16 protein-coding genes are annotated in these 24499 nt (G+C 47.2%); 5 read left to right on the top strand and 11 right to left on the bottom strand.

Annotated elements, in window-relative coordinates; all coding sequences use genetic code 11:
* Window positions 1–14 precede the first annotated feature (14 nt).
* Window positions 15–761: a hypothetical protein gene (locus ACUJFK_RS01560; protein ID WP_226750619.1), complete on the bottom strand. Its 747-nt coding sequence runs from the start codon at window positions 759–761 to the stop codon at window positions 15–17.
* A gap of 219 nt (window positions 762–980) precedes the next feature.
* On the opposite strand from ACUJFK_RS01560, the gene msrA reads away from it, so the two are divergent.
* Together msrA and ACUJFK_RS01550 are read left to right on the top strand one after the other, a co-directional pair.
* Window positions 981–2252 carry a peptide-methionine (S)-S-oxide reductase MsrA gene (gene msrA / locus ACUJFK_RS01555; protein ID WP_439647501.1) on the top strand — a complete coding sequence of 424 codons (1272 nt, stop codon included), beginning with the start codon at window positions 981–983 and terminating at the stop codon, window positions 2250–2252.
* Window positions 2253–2429: 177 nt separating this feature from the next.
* On the top strand, window positions 2430–2603 hold the full coding sequence (locus ACUJFK_RS01550; protein ID WP_226750620.1) for a DUF3012 domain-containing protein: 174 nt from the start codon (window positions 2430–2432) through the stop codon (window positions 2601–2603).
* Here ACUJFK_RS01550 and ACUJFK_RS01545 read toward each other — a convergent pair.
* The 4 genes from ACUJFK_RS01545 to ACUJFK_RS01530 form a co-directional block, all read right to left on the bottom strand.
* Entirely contained in the window at window positions 2600–3067 is a 468-nt protein-coding gene (locus tag ACUJFK_RS01545) for a methylated-DNA--[protein]-cysteine S-methyltransferase (RefSeq protein ID WP_226750621.1), read from the bottom strand. The genes ACUJFK_RS01550 and ACUJFK_RS01545 overlap by 4 nt on opposite strands.
* 542 nt (window positions 3068–3609) lie before the next feature.
* Window positions 3610–4734, bottom strand: coding sequence for an ISAs1 family transposase (locus ACUJFK_RS01540; RefSeq protein ID WP_420934092.1), 1125 nt, complete (start codon window positions 4732–4734; stop codon window positions 3610–3612).
* 172 nt (window positions 4735–4906) lie between these two features.
* Window positions 4907–5923 carry an IS110 family transposase gene (locus tag ACUJFK_RS01535; protein WP_445425853.1) on the bottom strand — a complete coding sequence of 339 codons (1017 nt, stop codon included), beginning with the start codon at window positions 5921–5923 and terminating at the stop codon, window positions 4907–4909.
* Between the two features lie 192 nt (window positions 5924–6115).
* Window positions 6116–7687 carry an FGGY-family carbohydrate kinase gene (locus ACUJFK_RS01530; protein WP_445425852.1) on the bottom strand — a complete coding sequence of 524 codons (1572 nt, stop codon included), beginning with the start codon at window positions 7685–7687 and terminating at the stop codon, window positions 6116–6118.
* A gap of 240 nt (window positions 7688–7927) precedes the next feature.
* On the opposite strand from ACUJFK_RS01530, the gene ACUJFK_RS01525 reads away from it, so the two are divergent.
* Window positions 7928–9202 carry a sugar MFS transporter gene (locus ACUJFK_RS01525; protein WP_306177448.1) on the top strand — a complete coding sequence of 425 codons (1275 nt, stop codon included), beginning with the start codon at window positions 7928–7930 and terminating at the stop codon, window positions 9200–9202.
* Window positions 9203–9204: 2 nt separating this feature from the next.
* Window positions 9205–11739, top strand: a complete 2535-nt coding sequence (locus ACUJFK_RS01520) for a glycoside hydrolase family 3 protein (RefSeq protein ID WP_445425851.1) — start codon at window positions 9205–9207, stop codon at window positions 11737–11739.
* A gap of 558 nt (window positions 11740–12297) precedes the next feature.
* On the opposite strand, the gene ACUJFK_RS01515 is transcribed toward ACUJFK_RS01520, so the two are convergent.
* From ACUJFK_RS01515 to ACUJFK_RS01490, 6 genes are all read right to left on the bottom strand, one after another.
* Window positions 12298–15243 carry a TonB-dependent receptor gene (locus ACUJFK_RS01515; protein WP_306177450.1) on the bottom strand — a complete coding sequence of 982 codons (2946 nt, stop codon included), beginning with the start codon at window positions 15241–15243 and terminating at the stop codon, window positions 12298–12300.
* Between the two features lie 25 nt (window positions 15244–15268).
* Entirely contained in the window at window positions 15269–17917 is a 2649-nt protein-coding gene (locus ACUJFK_RS01510; protein ID WP_445425850.1) for a family 16 glycosylhydrolase, read from the bottom strand.
* A gap of 240 nt (window positions 17918–18157) precedes the next feature.
* Window positions 18158–19453: an MFS transporter gene (locus ACUJFK_RS01505; RefSeq protein WP_445425849.1), complete on the bottom strand. Its 1296-nt coding sequence runs from the start codon at window positions 19451–19453 to the stop codon at window positions 18158–18160.
* 82 nt (window positions 19454–19535) lie between these two features.
* A complete protein-coding gene (locus ACUJFK_RS01500; RefSeq protein WP_226750628.1) occupies window positions 19536–20537 on the bottom strand; it encodes a LacI family DNA-binding transcriptional regulator in 1002 nt (333 codons plus the stop codon).
* A gap of 45 nt (window positions 20538–20582) precedes the next feature.
* The gene (locus ACUJFK_RS01495) at window positions 20583–21908 is read right to left on the bottom strand and encodes a glycoside-pentoside-hexuronide (GPH):cation symporter (protein ID WP_226750629.1); all 1326 of its coding nucleotides are present in this window, start codon (window positions 21906–21908) and stop codon (window positions 20583–20585) included.
* A gap of 25 nt (window positions 21909–21933) precedes the next feature.
* On the bottom strand, window positions 21934–23265 hold the full coding sequence (locus tag ACUJFK_RS01490) for a GH1 family beta-glucosidase (protein ID WP_226750630.1): 1332 nt from the start codon (window positions 23263–23265) through the stop codon (window positions 21934–21936).
* Window positions 23266–23529: 264 nt separating this feature from the next.
* Here ACUJFK_RS01490 and ACUJFK_RS01485 point away from each other — a divergent pair, with 264 nt between their 5' ends.
* Window positions 23530–24495 carry a glycoside hydrolase family 16 protein gene (locus ACUJFK_RS01485; RefSeq protein WP_445425848.1) on the top strand — a complete coding sequence of 322 codons (966 nt, stop codon included), beginning with the start codon at window positions 23530–23532 and terminating at the stop codon, window positions 24493–24495.
* The last annotated feature ends 4 nt before the right edge of the window (window positions 24496–24499 follow it).

Raw genomic sequence — 24499 nt, 5'->3', positions numbered from 1 at the left:
TGCCGCCTTATCCATTATTTAGCCGCAGTACTTGACCATGAACGCGTCACTTCGCCGGCTGCGTCCATAAACTTTAACTGCACTTCATCGTTTTCGTCTACATAAAACATCGCACGTGGCGAACCATCTTTGGCAAAAAGAAACAAACCATTGTTTTGCTGTGCAGTTTTTCCTAATAAGATACGGGGTGCGCCGCCAATTAGTCCGGCATCTTGATATTCTTGTATCTTCTGCCGTTTTAGTGATTGATCGGTAATTTGTGCCAACTCGCGCATAATTTTCCGCACGCCATCTTGGGTTTCTGCTGCAGGACGATCATTAAAAGCCAACCCAGAGCGAACAATACGTTTATCACCTCGCTGTTCATCAACGGTTAGTAGCTGCATGACTTGATCACCATCGTATTTATCGAAAGTCATCGACATGCCCGCGCTATGACCGTTCGCATTTTTCGCACCATCGTAAATAAAACCACCGGCTTCCATACCTTCTTCATTAAAAAACAACATACCGGCGCGCTTTTTACGATCCTCGTTTAACACCTTGCCATTCACTTCTTCGGTAGTAGGAAAGCGTGCAGTGTTCGTTAACAGCATTCTCACGGTACCATCCGCTTCAATAATGTTTAAGCGCTCAACGGTTAAGGTCTCAAAACGCCCGTCATTAGATGATTTCATACCCATCAAACATAAACTTAAAGACAAAACTAAGCTGGTCAAAGCGGTAACGCGCAATACTTTTACTTCGTGTTCAATTTTCATCGTTATTTACCTATTGGTTGTTTGGCTTGCAGTGAGTATTAGCAAAGACCTCAGAGGCAACAAGGCACTTCGGCTTAGCTAAGGAAAGCATCTGATAAACGCAGGAAAATAAAGGATGAAACAAACACTCTCTCGGTAACAACCCGAACTGATTGGCATTGAAATGGTCTATCCCCAATAACGCAACGTAGATTAAAACTCGTCATTGAGGGCAGTAACATGCGTATTTTAAGCAACATCGTTAGCAGCTTTTTGTTCAGTATTTTCTTTTTAACCACGCCATTAATGGCAACTACACCGCAAGCCAGTATGCAGCTTGAAACCATAGTGCTGGGCGCCGGTTGCTTTTGGGGTGTAGAAAAACGCTTCGAAGCGATGCCTGGGGTCACGGATGTACAGTCAGGTTACGCCGGTGGCAATGGTGTGGAACCAAGCTATCGGGTGATTACCCAGCAGCGCAACAAATTTAACCCGAATAACCATGCCGAAGTGGTTCGAGTGACTTTTCAACCTGAATTAGTCAGCCTCGAAACCTTGTTACAGCGCTTTTATGAAATGCATGATCCCACACAGCGCAATCGCCAAGGTAATGATGTGGGTACGCAATATCGCTCGGCCATTTTCTTTCAAAATGAACAGCAACAAAAAATCGCTAAGCAAGTGACGGCGCAATATCAGCCTCTGCTTACGGCAGCCGGTTATGGCGAGATCCAAACGCAAATACAGCCATTAAACCAATTTTTTCCCGCCGAAGATTTTCATCAAGATTACATCGCCAAAAATCCCAATGGCTATTGCCCAGACCACTCAACAGGCGTGCGCTTTGATAGCTCAAATGTTACCGCCGCGCCGGCGGTCGACAACAGCGCTTTATTAAAGGGCAAACACATTGTAATGATTGATGCAGCGGAATATTGCCCATATTGCGAAAAATTCAAAGCCAATGTCAGCAGTAAATATCAGGGTAAGATCCCGCTACATTATCGCTTAGCCAGCCAGTTAGAGGGTTTAACCATCACCACGCCCACTTGGGCAACCCCCACCCTGTTATTTATCGAAAACGGGGTAGAAGTCTTTGGCGTACAAGGCTATATGGAGCCAGAGGTATTTTATAAGGCATTGGGTTTATTCAGTGTCGGTGCTGATAGCGAAAGTTATCAAGTGGCCTTTCAAAGTGATACCGACCGGCCTTTCTGTAAACAATATGAAATATTTAAAAATACCCCTGACGGCGTATTTGTTGATGCGTTTAGCGGCGCACCGTTATTTGACACCCGAGATCGTTTTAACTCGGGCAGCGGTTGGTTATCCTTTAAAAAAGCGATTGATGGCGCGGTAACCACCCGCACTGATTACAGCCATGGCATGATCCGCACCGAAATTGTGGCGGCGGTATCAGGTATTCATTTAGGACATCGCTTTAATGATGGCCCGAATGGCACGACACGCTATTGCATTAATGCTACCGTGCTAGAGTTTGTACCACGCTAACCCGTCGCATTTGGCAGGCTAAGCTAAAATGCTATAGCCTGCTTTTATTTTGCAAAAACACCCCGCAATATTTCTCTGACAAAATGCCGTTGAAAACGCTACACTGCTAAAGCGTTTTACAGCGCTGCGCTTCTGCATATTGCAGCACCTATTAATATGAATTATCAGGAAGATATTATGAAAAAACTTTCCCTAGCATTATTGGCCAGTGTGGTGTTATTAGCAGGTTGTGCCCCTGAAGTGGGTTCAAAGAAATGGTGTGAACAGATGGATACCAAAGCTAAAGGCGATTGGACAGCCAATGAAGCCAAAGATTATGCCAAGCATTGTATTCTGCGCTCTGACGATTAATACTTTAGACCGCTAACCCCTTCATGCGCCAATAACCAAGCTTTTTTATCAACGCCACCGGCATAGCCTGTGAGTGTTTTATTGGCGCCGATAACGCGATGGCAAGGCACAATAATCGAAATCGGGTTTTTACTATTGGCTAAACCCACCGCGCGCATGCCTTTTGGATTACCAATTTGTTTGGCGATATCACCATAACTGGCGGTTTGGCCATAGGGTACGGTGAGAAGCGCCTGCCAAACATGCTGCTGAAAAGGAGTGCCCTCTGCCGCCAGCGGTAATTGAAACACCGTTAACTCACCGGCAAAGTAAGCAGCCAACTGGGCTTTCGCTTCGCGCGTCCATTGCGGCTCAGTGCTCGGCTGCTGTTGTCTTTGGCAAAACGTCACCGCAACCACACCGGCCTCGTTCGCCACAATTTCTACTAAGCCCAGCGGGCTCGCTAAGTAATCAATACCTTGCATCTTTATCTCTCTGCGCCATATTGGCGCTACTCAATGTTCAAACTATGTGCAAACTGTCAGGTTGGATAACCGTGACTGTAGTGGTCTAGTAAAACCCGCCCGCATTGATGTAAAAAAAACCAGTGGCGTGCATAGTGATAACAAACCGCCATGTCGCTGCAGCTGAGTATGTCACGCTGCAAGCTGCATATTGACACGTCACAATTGAAATCCTAACTGATCATTGCTGATTAATATACCGCGATAACGAATGCTGACGCCCGCTTTTCGGCTCAAACACCTCCGACCACACTATATGAACGCCTCCTTTGCAAGGCCTATTAACGTGCGTTGAGTTGGATGGGCTGCGGTACTATATTCGGTCTTATTATGCGAGGCGTGCCCCCGCTGACCCTAATGATTTCCGCGGCTTTAGTCCTGATACTCTGAACGGTATTTAAACCCATGTGGTCCTCAGGATACTAAAGCTTGGTCTTACCAATTTTCATCACACGTCAGGCGCCCTGACAAACGGTTGCGAACCAGGGTGAGATTACGAGTGGTCATTTAATCACCACACTCATGCCAGCTTCCAACACCGCATCAAGATAAGCCTCATTCATCAATGCCTGACGCTGCTTTCTTCTGATACTCATTTTTCGCTTCTCAGCGCGTAACATATTCAAGCCGAAGTGTCGCATCGTGGCAAGATTGGCTGCTGCATTACCACGGTATATCTGGCACGCATCCTCACTTAAGCTCACATCCAGCACCCAGTGCAGCTGGTTTTCAATACACCAATGCTCGCGTACTGCCTGGGACAGCCTTTCTGCGGTAAGGTCGGCTGAGCTGATAAAATAACGTTGCTCTAACACCGCACGCTTGTGCTTTTCCACCCGGTAAGTCGTTGCCATGCCTAAGGTTGTCAGCGCTGGCCAGGCAGCTTTGAGTTTTTCCGGTAATTCGCTGGCCGGACAGACCTGGAATTCACGGTACTCTAGACGCCCACGGTTCTTTTCCAGTGACTGCGCTGCACTATCTTTATGCGCTTTACCCGCAAAGACTTGTTTTACTGCATCGTGCAGATGACCTTGGTTGCCTTTAACCGTCAACAGGTAATCAGCTTTTTTATCTACTATCTGCTGCGCTATCTCTTTCTGGCATCCCATTGCATCCAAACTGACCAGGCATCCTTTAAGCTCCAGCAAGTTAAGTAGCTGAGGTATCGCCGTAATTTCGTTGCTCTTCTCGTCCGTTTTAACCTGGCCCATTACCACACCATTGGCGCTGGCAAAGGCGCTAACCATATGAATAGAAGAGCAGCGGTCTTCCCGGTTGTAGGAGCCGCGAAGCGTTTTGCCGTCGATTGCGACCACCTGACCATCGGTAAGCTCTGTACAAGCCTGCATCCAACTGGCAAAGCAGCGCTGCAAGGCTTCGCTGTCCAGCAGTGACATCACCCGCGCGATGGTGTCGTGTACCGGCAAACCCAGTTTAAAAAAGCCATGTTCTTGCAGCCAGTCAAAGCGGTTTTCGCCGAAATCTTCAATATCTTCCCAGCCCTCACAGCCAGCAATGACTGCGCAAAGCGTTAAAAACACTACGTCAAACAAGGGGTAAACGACCTTAGCGGCTTGCCTTGGGTCTTCTAATTCTGAAAAGTGCTCTGCAAAAATATCGATGTTCATAAACTGGCTCCGCGTAAAAGCCAGTATCTGATCACAGCTGAAGATCGGGGTCAATCAGTTATGCTAAAGTGCGTACTAAATGTTCGTGATCTTGCCCTGGGTTGCGAACGTATTCGCGCTAAACGATGTTACTTATTTTGCTATGAAGCTTCGTGCTTACTCTGCCACACGGTTAACTCACCTGTGCATAGATGGCTTCACTGTAGTCAACTTCTTTACTTAACAAGGCCCACACGACCCGAGCGGTTTTATTGGCCTGTGCCAGTAACACCACATTCTTGGGTCGCCGAATCAATAACTGCTGCAACCACTCGCTCGGCTGTTTGTTATGCGTAATTGCCGAGCGCGCGCCGTGAACTAATAAAGTGCGCAGGTAAGTGTCACCACGTTTACTGATACCATGTAACTTTACCTTTCCGCCTGAGCCTGTTTGTTTAGGTACAAGCCCGAGCCAGGCAGAGAGCTCACGTCCTGATTTAAACTGCTGAACATCACCGACAGTGGCCACCAAGGCGGTTGCGGTTAATACGCCAATACCGGGTATCTTGCTAATCCGCTGGCACTGTGGGCAACGTTTGAACCACGCCGTGATGTGCTGCTCTAAGCCCGCAATGTCCTCGTCCAGTGTGCTGATGTAAGCCACACGCTCGTATAAACGGTCCATAAACTCCGTGGGGACACTTTGAGACAGCTGCTCTAATGCCGGTGCAATATCACGCTTAAAGGCCGTGCGGCTTTTCGGTATCACCAAACCAAACTCCGCTAAGAAGCCCCTAACAGCATTAATGCTGGCCGTGCGGGTTTTAACCAGTTGCGCACGCATGCGATGTGCAGCCAAAGCGGCTTGCTGCTCAATCGTTTTTACTGCAACAAAACGCATTTCAGGTTGTTGAACGGCAGTCCAAATCGCTCTGGCATCGACCATGTCATTCTTATTACCGATAACAAAAGGTTTCACTTTATGTGCGGCTAACAAACGGACCTGATGCCCCATCTTCTGGAAATAGCGTCCCCAGTGATGCGCACCACTGCAGGCTTCCATGGCAATCAGCGAGGGCGTTTTATTGCTAAACCACTCCAGAAAATGCTGTCGCTTAACCTTTTGGGAATGGCTTTTGCCAGCATTATCGACCCAGTGAATTTGGAAAATCTCTTTTGCAATATCAACACCAAATACATTAAGCTTCATATCGGATACCCCTGTTGTCTGTAGAACTTACACTACCATTTTGGCACACGATGCCGTGACCAGGGGTATCCATCCTTTCTAAAAGATGCCCCCTGAAGGTTAAGTGGAGGCGTTCATATTATTCTCTGAGACAGGTTGGACTACACTCAGACACCGGTCTGACCTGTCTCAGAGTGCGGTTGGACCAGTGGGTTAGGTAGGGTAACCGGTGATGTCGCGGATTTTGTTATACAGCGGCTGGAGTTGGCGGTACATTTTCAAATACACTTCCCGATACAGTCGTTGATATTGCGCAGCGTTAACCGGATCAGGCAAATAACGCTGCGGTAAACGGCACATGGCAGCAATAGCGCTGGGGTAACTCGGGTAGCGGCCTAAACCCACCATGGCTGAGATCGCCGCGCCTAGCGCTGACGTTTCGTGGGTGTGCGGGCACTCAACCGGCAGATTAAAGACGTTCGCGGTTATTTGCAGAATTTCAACGCTTTTAGCACCACCACCCGATACACGCAGTGTTTGAATAGGTTGGCCATTTCGCCGTTGCAGCCGCTCGCTGCCTTCTTTTAAGGCATAGACTAACCCTTCAATAATGGCACGATAGACATGGGCCCGCTCATGCACATCACTAAAACCAATCATCGCGCCTTTCGCTTCAGGCCCCGGAAAAGTAATACCCGGTGACCAATATGGCTGGAGCAATAATCCCATACTGCCGGCAGGTACAGCTTTTAACAGCGCATCAAACAGTTGCTCAGGCTCTATCCCTTGCTCTGTAGCCGCTTGTCGCTCCTGCAAACCAAACTGTTCTTTAAACCAACTGACTAGCCAAAACCCGCGATGAATCATCACCTCACTGGTATAAGCATTCCCGTGCGCAGCTGGATAGGCGGGTAACCAGCGTTGCGGTTCGACATAGCGCGAGTTTACTGTGGTGATGGTGGCAGTAGTGCCATAACTGATACAACCGATATCGGGCGTTAACCCGCCACACCCTAACACTTCACAGGCTTTATCCGATCCGGCCGCCAATAGCGATAATCCTGCTGGTAAACCCAAATCAGCCGCAGCCTCTGCACAGAGTTTTCCTATTGGCTCACCCGCTGCGACTAAACGGGGCAGCTGATGGGGTTGTATCGATAATGCTCGCCACTTCCAGCTAAAACGGCTGGCCCAACGTTGTCGTTTAAAATTAAAAGGCAAATAGCCAACTTGTGCTGCTGTGCAATCGGTAAGTTCGCCGGTTAAGCGCCAACTTAAATAACCTGACAGCAATACATAATGCGCGGTCTGCTGCCAAATGGCTGGTTCGTTACTGGCTAGCCAGTTTGAAGGAGCGCGTGTTTGAAATCGGCGTACAATGGCCGCTGCACCAACGAACTTAAACAGTACTCGACGCCACCCCAGAGGAGGCAACTGACTCGCTTGTCGTTGATCAAGCCAAATAATGGCAGGCCGTAAGGGCTTTTTGTCTTTATCTAGACAAAACATCGTGCCTCGTTGGGTAGTTAACGTCATAGCCGCTAAAGCAGAAGCTGGAATAGCACTTACTTGCCATAGCTGCTGACACGCTTGTTGTAACGCTTGCCAATAGCTGGCCGCTGTTAATTCTGCAAAACCAGGCGAGGTAGTTTGATAGGCCGGCATCGGCTGCTGGCCTTTTGCCAAGATGTTGCCATGCTGATCAATAATGATGGCTCGCACACTTTGCGTACCAAAATCAATGCTTAGTATGTAGGTCGGTTTACTAGAGGCTAGTGTGGTCATGATATAGCTTATTACCTTTACGCTTTGCCAAGCAGAGTAACGGATAGCTTCGTGAGATACCATACACAACACAAAGCCTACCGAGTAAAAAGTTGTATCTTTTTTCTGCAAAAAAACCGCGGCTAAATACCGAAAAACATTGCTATCAGCAGTCAATGTGCTATAAATGAAAGCGCTTACATTAAAAAGACGCCAATAGAAAAGACGTCAATTAACAACCCAAAAGACAAGGGAGCCTTTATGGCAGCATCACCTCTATCAAACCCGGCTGAAACGCATATGCAAAACAACCCGGGGAATTACCGTTTTGCACTTACGGCACTGACCACATTGTTCTTTATGTGGGGCTTTATTACCTGTCTGAATGACATTTTAATTCCCTACCTAAAGCAATTATTTGACCTGAGTTATACCCAGGCCATGTTGATCCAATTTTGCTTTTTTAGTGCTTATTTTATTGTCTCTGTACCTGCAGGGATTTTGGTTGGTCGCATTGGCTATCAAGCAGGTATTGTCACTGGCCTACTGATTGCAGGCGCGGGTTGTTTGTTGTTTTATCCCGCCGCTGAAATGCATGTGTATGGGCTGTTCTTATTGGCGCTGTTTGTATTAGCGTCCGGTATTACCATTCTGCAAGTTGCAGCAAACCCCTATGTTAGCGCCCTTGGTAGAGCAGAAACCGCGTCTAGCCGTTTAACGATGACGCAAGCCTTTAACTCGCTAGGTACAACAGTGGCGCCATTCTTTGGTGCCTGGTTAATCTTTGGTGGTAAAGATGCCCCAGCCCCAACCGCTACTGAAGTGACAGAATCAACTGTGCAACTGCCTTACCTATTATTGGCGGCAAGCTTAGTTGTTTTAGCAATTATTTTTGTTTGGTTAAAACTACCCGCCATGGGCAAAAAAGCGCCCAGTGCAGCGGTACCGCTGCAAGGTAGCGCCTGGAAACAACGGCATTTAGTATTAGGCGCGGTGGGTATTTTTGTTTATGTCGGTGCCGAAGTGAGCATTGGTAGCTTTTTAGCTATTTACTTATCGTTACCTGAAATTGGTAACATGACGACGGCCGCCGCCTCACACTATATTTCCTGGTATTTCGGTGGTGCTATGGTAGGCCGCTTTATTGGTGCCGCGGTAATGCAAAAAGTAGATGCGGGTAAAGCGCTGGCATTCAATGCTATCGCTGCCGTGTTATTACTGGCCTTAACTATGCTAAGTGAAGGCCAATTGGCCATGTGGTCATTACTGTTTATTGGCCTATGTAACTCTATTATGTTCCCAACCATTTTTAGTTTGGCGATCAACGGTTTAAAACATATGACCAGTCAAGGCTCTGGTATTTTGTGCCTCGCTATTGTCGGTGGCGCCATTTTACCTTTAGCGCAAGGCGCCTTAGCCGATCGAATTGGCGTACAACCGGCCTTTATCCTGCCACTACTTTGCTACATTTACATTGCTTATTACGGCTTGATTGGTTCAAAACCTCAGGTTGTTACAGACGCAGCTAAGGATTGATGATGAAACTTAAGACCTCCCTTAACCGCCAAACCCTGTTACTTACCTTGACGAGCACCTTAGTGCTAGCTGGGTGTAATAAGGCGGTAACACCACCAGAAACTGAACAACCAGCAAACATCTGGCCGGTACTGAATTTACCCGTGGCACAAGATCCCAACATTGAGCAAGCCATTACTGAGTTAATGGCACAGATGACCTTAGAGCAAAAAATTGCGCAGATGATCCAGCCGGAAATTCGTGATATTACCGTGGAAGATATGCGCAAATATGGTTTCGGTTCATACCTAAATGGCGGCGGCGCTTTTCCTAACGATGATAAATATGCCACGCCAGCCGATTGGACCGCCTTAGCAGAAAAAATGTACCAAGCGTCAATTGATGACAGCTTAGATGGCAGCAAAATCCCAACTATGTGGGGTACTGACGCAGTACATGGTCACAATAACGTGATTGGCGCGACGATTTTCCCACATAACATCGGTTTGGGTGCGGCCAACAACCCAGCGCTAATTGAGCAAATTGCTGAGGCTACGGCACGCGAGGTGATGGCGACGGGCATTGATTGGGTGTTTGCACCCACCGTTGCGGTAGTGCGAGACGATCGTTGGGGCAGAACCTATGAAGGTTATGCTGAAGATCCGACCATCGTACGCAACTATGCTGCAGCCATTGTGCGCGGCTTACAAGGTGCAGCCGATGCTGACTTTCTGGGCGATCGTCGCGTAATCAGCACCGTTAAACACTTTGTTGGCGATGGCGGCACCACCGGCGGTATCGACCAAGGGAATACCGAAGTCAGCGAACAAGAACTGTTTGAAATTCATGCCCAAGGTTATGTGGGCGGTTTACAAGCCGGTGCACAAAGCGTGATGGCCTCCTTTAATAGCTGGAACGGTAGCAAAATTCACGGCAATGGCTATTTGTTAACAGATGTGCTGAAAAAGCGTATGGGTTTTGATGGCTTTATCGTGGGTGATTGGAATGGTCATGGCCAAATTCCTGGTTGTACCAACGATAACTGCCCACAAGCAGCCAATGCCGGTTTAGATATCTACATGGTACCTACCGCAGCGTGGAAGCCGCTTTACTACAATTTGATTGAGCAAGTAAAAAGCGGTGTGATCAGTCAAGAACGTGTGGATGATGCGGTTCGCCGTATCTTACGCGTGAAAAAGCGCGCCGGTCTTTTTGATAAGCCCAGCCCCGCCAATCGCCCATTAGCCGGTCGCATTGAACTGATTGGTGCGGCAGAGCACCGTGCGGTAGCCCGTGATGCGGTGCGTCAGTCCTTGGTGTTATTGAAAAACCAAAATAATCTACTGCCATTAAACCCAACGCAACGCATTTTAGTAACTGGCCCAGGCGCAGATAATATAGGCCAACAATCAGGTGGCTGGACTATTAGCTGGCAAGGCACCGGTAACACCAACGCCGACTTCCCCGGTGGTACCTCCATCTATGCGGGGATCCAGCAACAAGTTAGTGCAGCGGGTGGTAGCACTGAGTTATCAACTGATGGCAGCTTCTTGCAAAAACCCGATGTGGCCATCGTGGTGTTTGGTGAAGAGCCTTATGCAGAAGGTAACGGTGATATCGATAACCTAGAATACCAACGTGGTAATAAAGCTGATTTAGCTTTACTGCAACAGCTTAAAGCACAAGGTATTCCTGTGGTGTCATTGTTTATCAGTGGCCGAGGCATGTGGGTCAACCCAGAGCTTAACGCCTCAGACGCCTTTGTAGCGATATGGTTACCGGGCAGTGAAGGCGCAGGTGTGGCCGATGTGATTTTAGCAAAAGCAGACGGCACACCGCAGTATGACTTCCACGGTAAATTATCGTTCTCATGGCCTGCTAACCCGCAGCAAACGACGGTCAATGTTGGTGATGCCGATTATGCACCTCTGCTGCCATTTGGTTTTGGTTTACGTTATGGCGAAGCAGATGTGTTAGGTAATCAATTGTCTGAAGATGCTGGTGATGCTGCTGGAGAAACCGAAATGGCCATTTTTGAGCGCGCTCCGCGTTCACCATGGCAATTACAATTACGTAGCGGTAATGACACGGTGACCGTTGGCAGTAGCGTACAACAGCTAGGAAGTATCAGCAGCCGTACCTTTGATAATCTGGTACAAGAAGATGCGCGCCGCTTTGAATTTACAGGTGAAGAAACTGCTAGCTTAATTTTTGGTAGTCCGTTTCCACGTGATTTGCGAGCCTTTGGCAGCGCAGAAAGCGTGTTAAGTTTAACTGTGCAGCGCCATGGCGCAGTACCGGATAGCGTATTATTAGGCATGCAGTGTGGTGCAGATTGTACGGCTAGCCAAAATATTGCTGCCGCACTCGCCGCTATGCCAGAAAACGAATGGCAGCAGCTCACTCTTAATATCAGCTGCTTTCAACAGCAGGGCTTAAATTTGGCTCAGGTGTTTGAAGTATTCAGTATCAGTACTTCAGGCAAGCTGCAATTAAGCCTGTCAGACGCACGCATTACCAGTAATGCCAGCACCACTGCGCTGAGTTGTGATATGTAAAGCGCCTTTGCCGTATAAAGCCCAGCTACCTCGCTGGGCTTTTTTATGCTTGCGATTTGCAGCCTATTTTTGCTACTTGATGCACAGAACCGTTTTCGCTCTTTGCTTACTAACCCCTTCGCGCTTTGTTATGGTTATCTCTTAGTTATATCGTCTTATTGCCAAAAGCTTATTCTATGCAACTCATTAGCGCCTTCTCGCCACTCAACCGCTCACTTTAAGGGTACCTCTACTGTGCTGCCTGTTACGCCCTTTGTGTTATTCAATTGCCGCTCAGCGCGTATCCTTGTTAAACCTTACTGACCTATTGCAAGGTGGGCTCTAACTATAAGAGGTGGGTTTACATGTCGCAGGTAACTTCAAGTAGTATTGGCCGTAATGTAAACAAGAGCAGGGGGTTGAGCATGAATAGTAACGGCGCGGATAGCAGCAAGAAAAGATACTCAGCAAACAACGTAGCAGCATGATACGCCAAGCTCATTTGGTTTTAATACAAAGGTTAAGGCAAAAAAAGTGCCCGCAAGCGGGCACTAAAGAAACAACAGGGAGAAGCAACGCTTAGAACCGGTAACGGGCACCTAAGATATAACGTGGACCATATTGACGAGCAAACAGGAACTGCTCTTCGTAACGGCCATAACCTTGCTCGGTTTCATTTGTTAGGTTGATCCCTTCAAAGAACACGGTAAAGTTATCAGTGACATCTTTGTTGATGCTGATGTCCCATTGCGCATAAGCCTTAGCAAACTGCGGTGGTGCATCAGACGAACCTTGGCTCTGGCCTACCCCGATTAAATAACTGTCACGCCAAGCGTAAGTTAATTTTACTGACCAACCATAGTCTTCATAGAATAACTGTAAGTTAGCAGAGTTACTCAGGCCGACCAACGGTGTTTGTTGCGTTAAACTTTCAATATCAAATTCAACGTCACCGTTAACGATGGTACCGTTAACACCAAAACCAAAACCGGTTTCACCCAGCATATGCTGCCAAGCGGCTTCGATACCATCTACCGTCTTAGTATCATCAATGTTTTGTGGTTGGCTAATACTCCAAACAATTAACGGATCAGCACTGGTCGGTGCAATTGCACCGTTAGCATCACCATGGCCATTGGCTAACAACTGATTATAAATAGCCGTGTCGGTAGGTTGTTCTCCGCGCGCCGTAATATCAGCAACCGCTTGTTGATAACGTGGACCATTTAGAATGTCATTTAAACCTTCGATAGTAATATCTGTAATGGTATTACCGATAAAGTTTTTCACGCTCTTCCGATAGTAACCAATGGCGGCATAACTACCCGGTGCGTAATAATACTCTAGGCTTAAATCGAGGTTCGTTGACTCATACGGTTGCAGATTAGTATTACCTTGGCCACCACTACGCGAACCGGGTTTTGGACTGCCACTTAAACTACGACCGCCAGCCAAAGCACCTAAAGGTGCGCGAGTGATACTTTTACCAATTGATAAACGACTGACTAAGTCGTCAGTAATATCAACCCGTAAATCCATCATCGGCAATAACACGTTATGGGAACCGGTCAAGGTTAAGTAGTTGGCATCACCCGGCTCATATTGCATGATCCATTCAGATGGGCTAACCCAATTTACTTGGCGCTCTACATCTTGCAGCACCGTACTTGTCACATCGGTTTGTTCATAGCGTACACCAACATTCAGCTGTACCGGGAAATCTGCCACTTCAAATTCCCATGCAGATTGTAGGTAGATACTGTCTGTTACTTCTTGTACATAACTTTCGCCGTAAGGGCCATAAAAGGCATCTGGCACATACGCATTGTCGCCTAGCAGTGTTTCAGTTAAATAAGCCGTTTGCCGAGCCACGGCTTCATCGTAGCTATAGCTGTAGTAATAATTACTGACTAAGCCATTGCCACCACCGGCAAATTGATCAAGGAAATTACCGGTATCACGCCGAGTAAACATGCCGTCTGGGAAAATAAACGTATAGCTTGGGTTAAAGCCTGGGCCACCACGTAAGCCACTCCAAGCGTTTGAACCACTTAAGTTTTGATCAGTACGAGCAACACCGCCTTTAATTGAAACCAACGGAATATTAAAGCTCGAGTTAAACCAAGTGCTATCCAACTGAAACTGTTGAATATCTGACTCACCTGGTGAATCAAAAAACTGACTAAAGTTAGAATCAATTTCACCTGGGTTTAATACATTGCTACCGTTACGCCATAAAATGTACGCTTGCGGGATCTCACCGGTACGGTAATCATAAAACTTAGTAATAAGTTGATCAGAACCTAAGATCACCTGGCCGCTATTACCGCTGCCTTTATCGGCACCGTTATCGGTTTTATTGTTGGAATCATGAAAGTCGAAACTGACGTTCAAATCATCGGTGATCTGCCAATCCATATTAAAACCGATTGACGCAGCTTTAACTTCAGTGGTGCCTTTACTCGCAGTAAAAGAACCATCATCACCGCTGATATCAGCAAAAATGGCAGTACCACGCTCGTCTAGCTCATAAGCATTGATGTTATCGCCAAAGTTATTCCAAATACCCCAACCAATACTTTCACTTCCAACTAAGGCACGGCTGCCAGTGTAATCAAGGGTAAAGGTAATATCATCAGTAGCCGCATATTGAAAGGTAAGCTGACCGGTCGTTCTTTCCCGTTGAAAATCAGCAATGCCGTAGTTCATATCTTTTGGAAAGAAGTAATTGCCGGTTGGTAAACCATCGGCTCCCAGTGGCCGCCGATCGATAACCTCAGTAGGGTTACTAGGCAGCGGTACGTTTGCTTGCCAGCCTTGAATGTTGGCATTTTGGATTTGGAAATCACGACGGGCCGAAGCAAAAGACACTGCCACACCAAAACGATCATCCGCAAAGGTATTGCTGTATAACGCTGAAAACTCAGGGGTGACATCTTCGCCAACTTCATTAGAGCTGTCATGCACAGCTTTACCCATCATGGCAAATTTCTCGCCTGGGCTTGATAGCGGTTTCGAGGTAACGATATTCACAGTAGCACCTAGGCCACCGCTCGGGTTTTCTGCTCGCGCAGTTTTGTATACTTCCAGGGCGCTAACGCCCTCAGAAGACAGGTTTTCTAAGTTAAAGGAACGGGTAAAACCGGTACCGGGCATCTGACGACCATTTAAGGTGATTAGGTTAAACTCAGGGCCGAAACCCCGAACGGTAATTTGGCTACCTTCACCATTTACTCGGCTTACCGAAACACCCGTAATGCGTTGTAATGATTCAGCTAAGTTCGTGTCTGGGAATTTACCCATCTCTTCAGAAGAAATCGCATCAACGACGCCTGACGATTCACGCTTAACGTCCATTGAACGAGCTAAACTTCCCCGAATACCGCGGACTTCGATTATTTCAACTTGCGGCTCAGCTTCAGCAGCAGTTGCTTCTTGTGCCTGTAATGGCAGCATCATACCGGCAGTCAATACTACAGATACCGCTGCAGCTACTCGACTCTTAGTAAAAGTTATTGGTTTCATAATTATCCTACTCTTGTCGCACTGCTTAGTTATTGGCAATTTTTACGTTATCAATTTGATATACCGCGCCCTGGCCTGTACCCCACGCAGGGAAGACCATTAACACATTGATATCACTGATATCGAGGCCGGCATCAAATAGACTTTGCAGTGAAAAACGATAAGTGGCCCACTCACCCGTAACCGGAGCTTGGTTATTATTACCAGAGGCCAAGGGTAACTCGACCGCGGTCGCTGCACCTGTTGACTCTACTTTGAAGAACCACGTGCTGCTGGTATTGGTTGGCGCAGTTACCACCCGCATATCAAAGCTAATGCTGCCATTGGCTAACAGTGGCGTGGCATTAAAGGCGCCATCGGCTTTTGCTAAGAAGCCCAATACGGTTTCTGGCCAACCCAAAATTTCAAACTGAGCCACATTGCCATACGGCGCACCTGCATCAACCACTTTTGGCGTTGAACCGGCACAACAGTCCCATAGATCCCACTGCGCATTGACGTTATTGCTGAACACATTAAGCGAACCATCACCGTCAGCCGCAGCGTTTGGATTGAAGATTTTTACGTTATCAACACGGAATACCGCACCGTTGCCGGTATCCCAAGCAGGGAAGATCATCAAGACATCGATTGAGCTGATATCTAAACCCGCATCAAACAAACTTTGGATACTAAAGGTGTACGTTGCCCACTGACCTGTTACCGGAGCTTGACCCGCATTACCAGCACTTAATGGCAGTTCTACGGCTGAATCACCCCCTGCAGCTTCAATTTTAAACATCCACGTTGAATTAGCATTTGCTGGTGCATTAACTACTTTCACTTCAAACTGCACCACACCTTCAGCTAACAGGGCTGACGCATCAAAAGCCGTACCTGAACCTAAAGGCGCACGGTTGAAGAAACCTAATACGGTAGGTTGAGGACCCACGGTAAATTCAGCCACAGTACCATGCGCTTCATCGTCCATCACTTCAATTGGGGTGCTACCACCACAACAATCCCATAATGGCCACGCTGGATTCGTTTGATCAGTGAAGATCACTAATTCAGGTGAGCTGCTCGGCTGAGAAATTTTTACATTGTCCATTCGATATACTGCGCCATTGCCCGTATCCCAAGCAGGAAACACCATCAGCACATCAATAGCGGACAAGTCTAAACCTGCTGCATCTAGTGCTTTTAACGGGAAGGTATAAGTTTGCCATTGGCCTGTGACCGGAGCCACACCTTCAGAACTCGCGGTAATCGGTAATTCAACAAAAGTGGTGTTTTCGTTACTTTCTACTTTAAACATCCAAGTAGAAGCCGAGTTAGATGGCGCTGATACCACTTGCATATCAAAACTGATGCTGCCGTTTTCAATTAACGGTGACGCATCAAACGGCGAAGCCTGACCATTTGGATCGGTGATGAAAGCAGAGCGCGTGATAAAGCCATTTACGGTAGGTTGTGGACCCACTAAAAATTCATAAACATTACCACGGTCGGCATCAACAACCAGCGCAGGGGTAGAACCACCACAACAATCCCAAGCCGGCCAGTTTGGATTAGGCGTGCCATCAAAAATAGTCAAATTACGGGCTATGCCGTCTGAAGGTGGCACTGGAATAGGCGCCTTACCTTCAACTAAGGTTTCGGCATCTTTGTAGCCAGCACGAATGGTTTCACAACCTTTACCGGTGTTAGGGTTTTGGTCGCATTGATACACGCGCACCCATTCCACTTCCATAGTTTGACCATTTGCTAAAGCTGCTTCGTCAATACCTAAGTTATTCACGTTTTCTGGCCAGTTGCCACCAACAGCCAAGTTCATAATTAAGTAAAAACGCTGATCAAAGGGTGCATTATTCCACTGAGTTTCTAGCTCACCGGTAACATTATTAAAGTTTTCAACAAACCAGCCACGGTGGCTTAAACCGATAGCTTCACCTTTGCTGTTGGTACGAACCTTTGAGGCCATTTGCGTTTGATACAAATAATCGTTTACATACCAACGAATTTCGCCTTCCTGCCACTCAATGGCATAAGTATTGAAACCATCGGCTGGATTGGCCGAAGGTAAACTGTATTCTTTACCGCTATTCACATTATTAGGTGAGTCTTTACCATAATGCAGCGTGCCGTAGACTTTGTTTTCTACTACACCGTCGCCGTCCACGGTTTTTAAGTTTACCGCTTCAACAATGTCGATTTCGCCTGATTTTGGCCAACCGCCATATACTTCGTCCGTCGACATCATCCACACGGCTGGCCAAGTACCTTGACCCGACGGCATTTTTGCCCGAACTTCAATACGGCCATAACGCCAATCACCCTGATAACGGGTGTTTAGCCGAGCTGAAGTGTAAGGTTGTGGTGCACCCTCTGCTGCAGGTTTAGCCACAATTTTTAAGCTACCGTTAGAAACAAAAACATTTTCTGGGCTATCGGTATAGCATTGTTTTTCCTGGTTTCCGCCGCCCAAACAGTTAATTTCAAAATTCCATTTACGACGATCGATACTAGTGCCATCAAATTCATCGCTCCAGACCAGTTTCCAATCAGATACTGGCTGCTCGGTGTTGACAGCGGTAAAGTCTGAGTTCGTTGTAACGTCTCCGCCACATGCACTTAAACCCGCCAGCAGCGCCAAAGCGGCTAGGGGTTTAGCGTTATTCATTATTTTAGTCATACCCTGAGTTCCTGTTTTTAACCTTGTCACGCCGGCATTTGCCCACAGCAAAGCACCCAATTTCATGTAAGCGCTTACATAAATTAGGCCAATATCATGTAACAGTCAATCAGCTGTTTAAAAAAACCTCAAAAAATATTGGTGAATATGTGCCGAAAAAAGCACGGCTGTGAGCTGATCAAAAATTCAGCAATGCATACAGCACTGGCAAGAAACCTAGTTCAGGGGGCATACGCTGTGTTATGCCGCAGAAAGACGAAAAGTAAAACAAATGGCTAAAAGGCTCAGCAGCGCAAAGAAACACAGTACAGCGGTTACTGACCATGCAGCAAACAAGGCCGCTATTGCGCCTACAAGCAACAATAACACGCCCATCAAGCTATTACTTAAGGCAACATATTCGGTGCGTTGGTTACCGGTGGCGATATCAACCAAATATGTTTTACGCCCCAACCTCACCCCAGCATGACTGATGTTTAACCACACAAAGAGTAAAGGGTAAAACCAACTATTCTCAGCAGCAGGTAAATAAACAATCGGCAACACACACCCCAAGAAGGTGAAAACCGCGGCCAGTTGCAGTACTTGTTTACTGCTTCGATCAGCAGCTTTTCCCCAAAGACTGGCGCTAACAGCACCCGCCACGCTGCTGGCGAGTAACAGTAACATTAAGGTTTGATGGCTATTATTTTGTTGTTGCGCCAATAACACGACAAAGGGTTGCACTAAGGCTGAACTTAACAACAAACCGCGACAGATAATAAAATTACGTAGCACCTTATCGGTTTTTAATTTACGCACATTTTGCCACGCCGCTTGCATTGCATTAACGCCGCCGTCGCTGGCGCCAGCTTGCTCGCGGATCGCTGAAAACAGTGCGCTTGCGCCAAACCATAATAGCGCTGCTGCCAACAAAAAACCGGCATAAAACCAGCTATGGTGGCTATCTTGCTGCAATAACCATAAAGATATGATTGCGGTGATAACACCTGAAACAGACGTAGCTAAGCCACTTAAACGGCCGCGTCGCCCTTTGGGTACGGTTTTACCCAAGACATCTTTTTGCGCCACCGAATTCAAACCCCGCGCCAAACTAAAACAAGCTAGCAGTATTAGAATAGCGACACCCGCTTGACGCCCCTCGAGCCAAAGGGCAACCAGCGCCATCCCTAGCAAACTGCTAGCTTGCAACACACTGCCCAACACCAAAAAAGCTTTACGTTTAGCAAAGCGCCTAACGTAGGCCCCAATCATTAACTGCGGCAACATTGAACCTGACTCGCGCAGCGGCACCAACCAAGCGATAAAACTGGCTGGCGTACCCAGTGAGGTCAGTAACCACGTTAAGATGGTTTTTGGATTAGCTAATAAGTCGGCTAAGGCGGTGCAGCATTGACTGCATAACAACAATAAATAATTGTTCGGTAAGGCAGTACAAACCTCATCAGGGATATCCTTGCAGGCACGGCCATCAGTATCATCGGCCAACAACTGATAGAGCTGTTTGGTCGGTTTTGCTGCTGGCTGATCTGGCATAGACACTCCAAAATCGGACAAAGCCTTTACAAAGGCTAAACCGCGGCCATCGCCAATGATTGACCCCGGTAATGAGATAGAACTAAATGATAAGGTGAGTTGAGTCGCGACTGATTAAATACGGTTCAAACACTTGCTGCACCTCGGTATCCGCTTGCTGATAAACCTGACTAAGCACCCAACGTGCCGCCATATGCCCCATTGCACTGATCGGATAATCAATGGTGGTTAATTTAGGATAGGTGTAATAAGCAAAGTTAACGTTATCAAACCCGACAACAGAAAAATCTTCAGGCACGCGATAACCTAGCTCACGCGCTGTCGTCAGTGCACCAGAAGCCATTTCGTCGTTAGCACAAACCACCGCGGTAAAGGGCTGTTTGCTTGCAATGATACTCTGTAAGCCTTCGCTACCACCCGTTTCTCGAAAGTCGCCTTCAAAAAATAACCCGGTATTTAGCGCGCAGTGAAACTCTTGTAATGCCCGCTGGTGTCCAGCATAACGCTCGCGCGCATCCGTTTTCCACATTGGGCCAGCAATATAGGCAATCTGCCGATGTCCTTGCTCTAATAAATGCTGAGTGGCGAGATACCCACCCAATTCGTTATTTAAACTGATACAGCGATCGGCTAAGGCATCGATATGCCGGTTTAACAACACAAAAGGCGTATCACCTTGCGCCAACTCAATAAGATAGTCATCAGATACCGCTTCGACATGCAAAATAAGTGCGTCGCAATTGCGGCTTTTTAAAAACTCAATACCGTCTTGCTCGGTTTCTCGTTCACTGTGGCCCGCAGCAATAATCACGTGCTTACCCGCAGCACGAAACTCGGCTTCAATACCGGTTAACATCGCACCATAAAAAGGACCATGTAACTCAGAAACTAAAATACCAATACTATTAGAGCAATTAGAAGCCAATGATTGCGCAATACTATTAGGCCGATAACCTAGCTCTGCCATTGCCGCCAATACTTTTGTCCGTGTGGCTTGCCGCACCGGCGTATTATTGTTCATCACACGCGATACCGTCGCCAGCGACACACCCGCCGCTTTTGCCACTTCATAAATGGTTGCCATTTGCGTCCTATTAGCCAAAATTTAACCTCGTTAGCTTAGCACTCGCTAGTGTCGAGCAGCAAGATCAGTGGCGATTTGCTGTACACGGGCATTATACAAGGTATAGCGCGTCATCACGATGGCAACTAACACCGAACAGATGGCTGGCCAGAAGGTAAAGCTAAGTAGTAAGCCGTTCAGCGTTTCGGCAGATTGTGCCTGATTGGCTTGATAACCGTAAACTGCTAACAACCACCCCGCTAAAGCACCACCGACCGCTAAACCTAATTTAATAAAAAATACGATAGAGGAATACACCAAGCCGGTCACTCGAATACCTGTTTTGTAATGACCATAATCAACCGTATCGGCCATTTTTGCCCATAATAACGGCGTAGCCATTTGCAGGAAGAAACTCCAGAAAAAGTGCAGAGCAAACGCCATTTTGATTTGCTCGGGGCTGATAAAGAAACCCAGCACACAGATCACGGCTGAAATAAGTTGCAAGCCAATATAAGCTTTTACTTTATCCACTTTAGTGGACAACCATTGCGCCATCGCCACACCGGCGATATTACCGATCATACCTAGCGTAACAAAGGAGGTGACCAGATCGTCTCGACCTAAAAAATATTTTACGTAATAAATCGCCAGAGTATTTCGCAACACCATACCGGTTAACAAAAATAGCGCAGCAACACATAAAATACGCCACTGATCGTTTTGCCATAAAGTCGACATGCCACTGCGTAATGTGATTTTTTGATTCGCTGGCGCGTGAACTCGTTCACGAGTACCGGCAAAACAGAGCAAAAACAGTATCATGCCTAATAGGCTCATGGCGGCGATGGTCCATTGATAACCCCGCGCCTGATCGCCCTGACCAAAGTATTCTACCAAGGGCAAGGTACAGGCGGTTACTAACAAGCCCCCTAACATACCAAAGATAAAACGATACGTTTGCACCGAAACGCGCTCATTCGGATCGGCCGTTAATACGCCACCCAGTGCTGAGTAGGGAATGTTAATCGCGGTATAGGCCAGCATCAGCAGGGTATATGTGGCAAAGGCGTACCAGACTTTACCGTTTTCAGAAAAATCTGGGGTGGTAAAAGCTAAAACACTACAGAAGGCGAAAGGCAACGCCAGCCAAAGTAAGTAAGGCCGATATTTACCATGTCGACTTTTAGTGTTATCGGCCAGTGCGCCCATTAACGGATCGGTCACGGCATCAATGATCCGCACTAACAAAAACATACTGCCGACGATAGCGGGCGAAATACCAAAAATATCGGTGTAAAAAAACGTTAGAAACAACATCACTGTTTGAAAAATGATGTTACTGGCCGTGTCACCTAGGCCGTAGGCTATTTTTTCTTTTTTACTCAGCATAACCGCTCCTGCAAACAGACCCGAGTTAACGCCGGTTAGCGAACACGTCACGTAACGCTATGGCACTATTCTTTAAGGTACGTTGTTGCGTAACATAATCAACATAAACAATACCAAAGCGTTTCGCATAGCCTTCAGCCCATTCAAAATTGTCCATCAAGCTCCAGGCGAAATAACCCTGTATATCAACACCCGCCTTGATGGCATCTTCCGTAGCTTGTAAGTGTTGCTGAAAATAATCTACCCGATGCTGATCGGCGACTTTATCTTGCAGCAAACTATCCGGCATGGCGGCCCCATTTTCAGTAATATAAATGGGCGGCAACGTATAACGCTGGTGCAACGCCAGCAGAATTTCAGTTAAGCCTTTTGGATATATTTCCCAGCCCATATCCGTTAATGGCGGTGTTGTTGGTGGTACATCACTGAACCAGCCTTTTTCATTGGCCCGATAGACAGTGCGGGTGTAGTAGTTTACGCCGAGGAAATCTATTGGTTCAGCAATAATCGCCATATCACCGTCAACCCTTAAAGGTTGTTCATCAGTAGCTAATTCAGCTAACAAAGGAGGGTAGCTGCCTTCGAGTAGCGGTTGCAGATACCACTGATTATGATACTGATCCGCCATCTCGGCCGCACGCACATCGGCTGCACTGTTAGAAGCCGGGTGACACGGGCTAAAATTAAGCACAATGCCATTTTTAGCATGTGGAGCATTTTTCCGCAGCACGCGCATGGCTAACCCATGCGCTAACAACAAATGATGGGCGGCTTGTCGACCTTGTTGCCGATTTTGAAACCCTGGTGCGTGGATCCCCGCTTCATAACTGAGATAAGCACTACAAAACGGCTCATTTAGCGTGGCATAAGAGTACACCTTATCCCCAAAAGCCTTTGTTACGATATCGGTATACTCGGCAAATTTATAAGCGGTGTTCCGGTTTAACCAACCTCCGTGATCTTCAAGATATTGCGGTAAATCCCAATGATAAAGTGTCACGAAAGCCTTAATTTTTTTGGCTTGCAGCGCATCAAGTAACTGCTGATAAAAAGCTAAGCCAGCCTCGTTAATACTGCCATCACGGTTAATCACCCGCCCCCAAGCAATCGAGAACCGATAGGCATCAACACCTAAACCGGCAATCAGCTCAATATCATCACGCCAACGAGCAACATGATCACAAGCCACTTTGCCGTCGGAATTATCTTTGATCCGACCCGGTGTATCACAGAAGGTATCCCAGATGCACGGCTCACGACTATCAGCCGCACCTTCTATCTGAAAAGAAGAGGTTGCTACGCCAAAAACAAAGTTAGGCTGCAATAAAGGAGAGGTTTTTGCTAGAGTTATCTTCATCAGTTCTGCCAAGGTTCGCTAAAGCCGAAAGTCGCTGCAACAATACAAAGTAGTTACTTGCAGCACGGTATTATGCTATATATGAAAGCGCTTACATCATACTAGACGGCCTAGACACTGTCGTCAAATATAATACGCATAAGCGCTTAACGGCATAAAGAGTCACATCACGGATTGTACCGCATATCAGTACAGCAAGCTTTTTAGTTAGACTTTTCTTTTAAAAATAACCCCAGGTGAACACTGGATACCTAAGAGGCAATAATGCGTTTTAATTTACCTTTACTGGCTATTAGTAGCACGTTGGCGTTAGTCGCTTGCAATCAGCTACCCGAACTCAGCACGCCGTCGGCCAACATCGCTTTTGCAGCCCCAGCGGGTTGGCAATTAGTTTGGCATGATGAATTTGAGGGTAAACAGCTCGATCGAAGCAAATGGACCCCAGAGCAAAATTGCTGGGGCGGCGGTAATGATGAGCAACAATGCTATACCGACCGACCAGAAAACATCATGGTAAAAGATGGCCTGTTACACCTCATCGCGCGAGCAGAAAACTTCTCCGGCCCAGATATTGTTGAAGATGCCGCGAGCTTTGATCCCAAGCGACAACGCACCTTACCTTACACATCTGGCCGCATTCGCAGCAAAGGCCAAGGTGACTGGCGTTATGGCCGCATCGACGTCAGCGCCAAATTACCCGGCGGTCAAGGCAGTTGGCCGGCGATTTGGATGCTACCCACCGATAACGTTTATGGTGCCTGGCCGTTATCAGGCGAAATTGACATTATGGAAGCGGTCAATCTCGGCACCCAATCAGATGAAGAAAATGCGGCAATGGGTGAGCCAGAGCGACGCATCCACGGCACTTTACATTATGGCAAACGCGCGCCGAACAATACTTATTCTGGAGAAAGCTACAAATTACCAGCAGGCGCCAGCCCCACTGACGGCTTTAATACCTACAGCATTGAATGGGAAGAGGGTGAAATCCGCTGGTACATGAATGGTGTGCATTATGCCACCCGCACCAGTGCCGATTGGTTTACCGATGCCGCACAAATTATGCCCGGCATAGGTGAGCATGCGCCCTTTGATCAGCGTTTTCATCTTCTGTTAAATTTAGCGGTGGGCGGCAATTGGGCTGGCAACGTTAATGAAAAAGGTATCGACGCTGGCATATTCCCACAACGCATGCAGGTTGATTTTGTCAGAGTTTATCAAAAACTTTGATTAA

The sequence above is a fragment of the Alishewanella sp. HL-SH06 genome (assembly GCF_052656265.1).
Note: the sequence above shows the minus strand (reverse complement) of the source record. Positions and strands in the feature narration are given on the sequence as shown.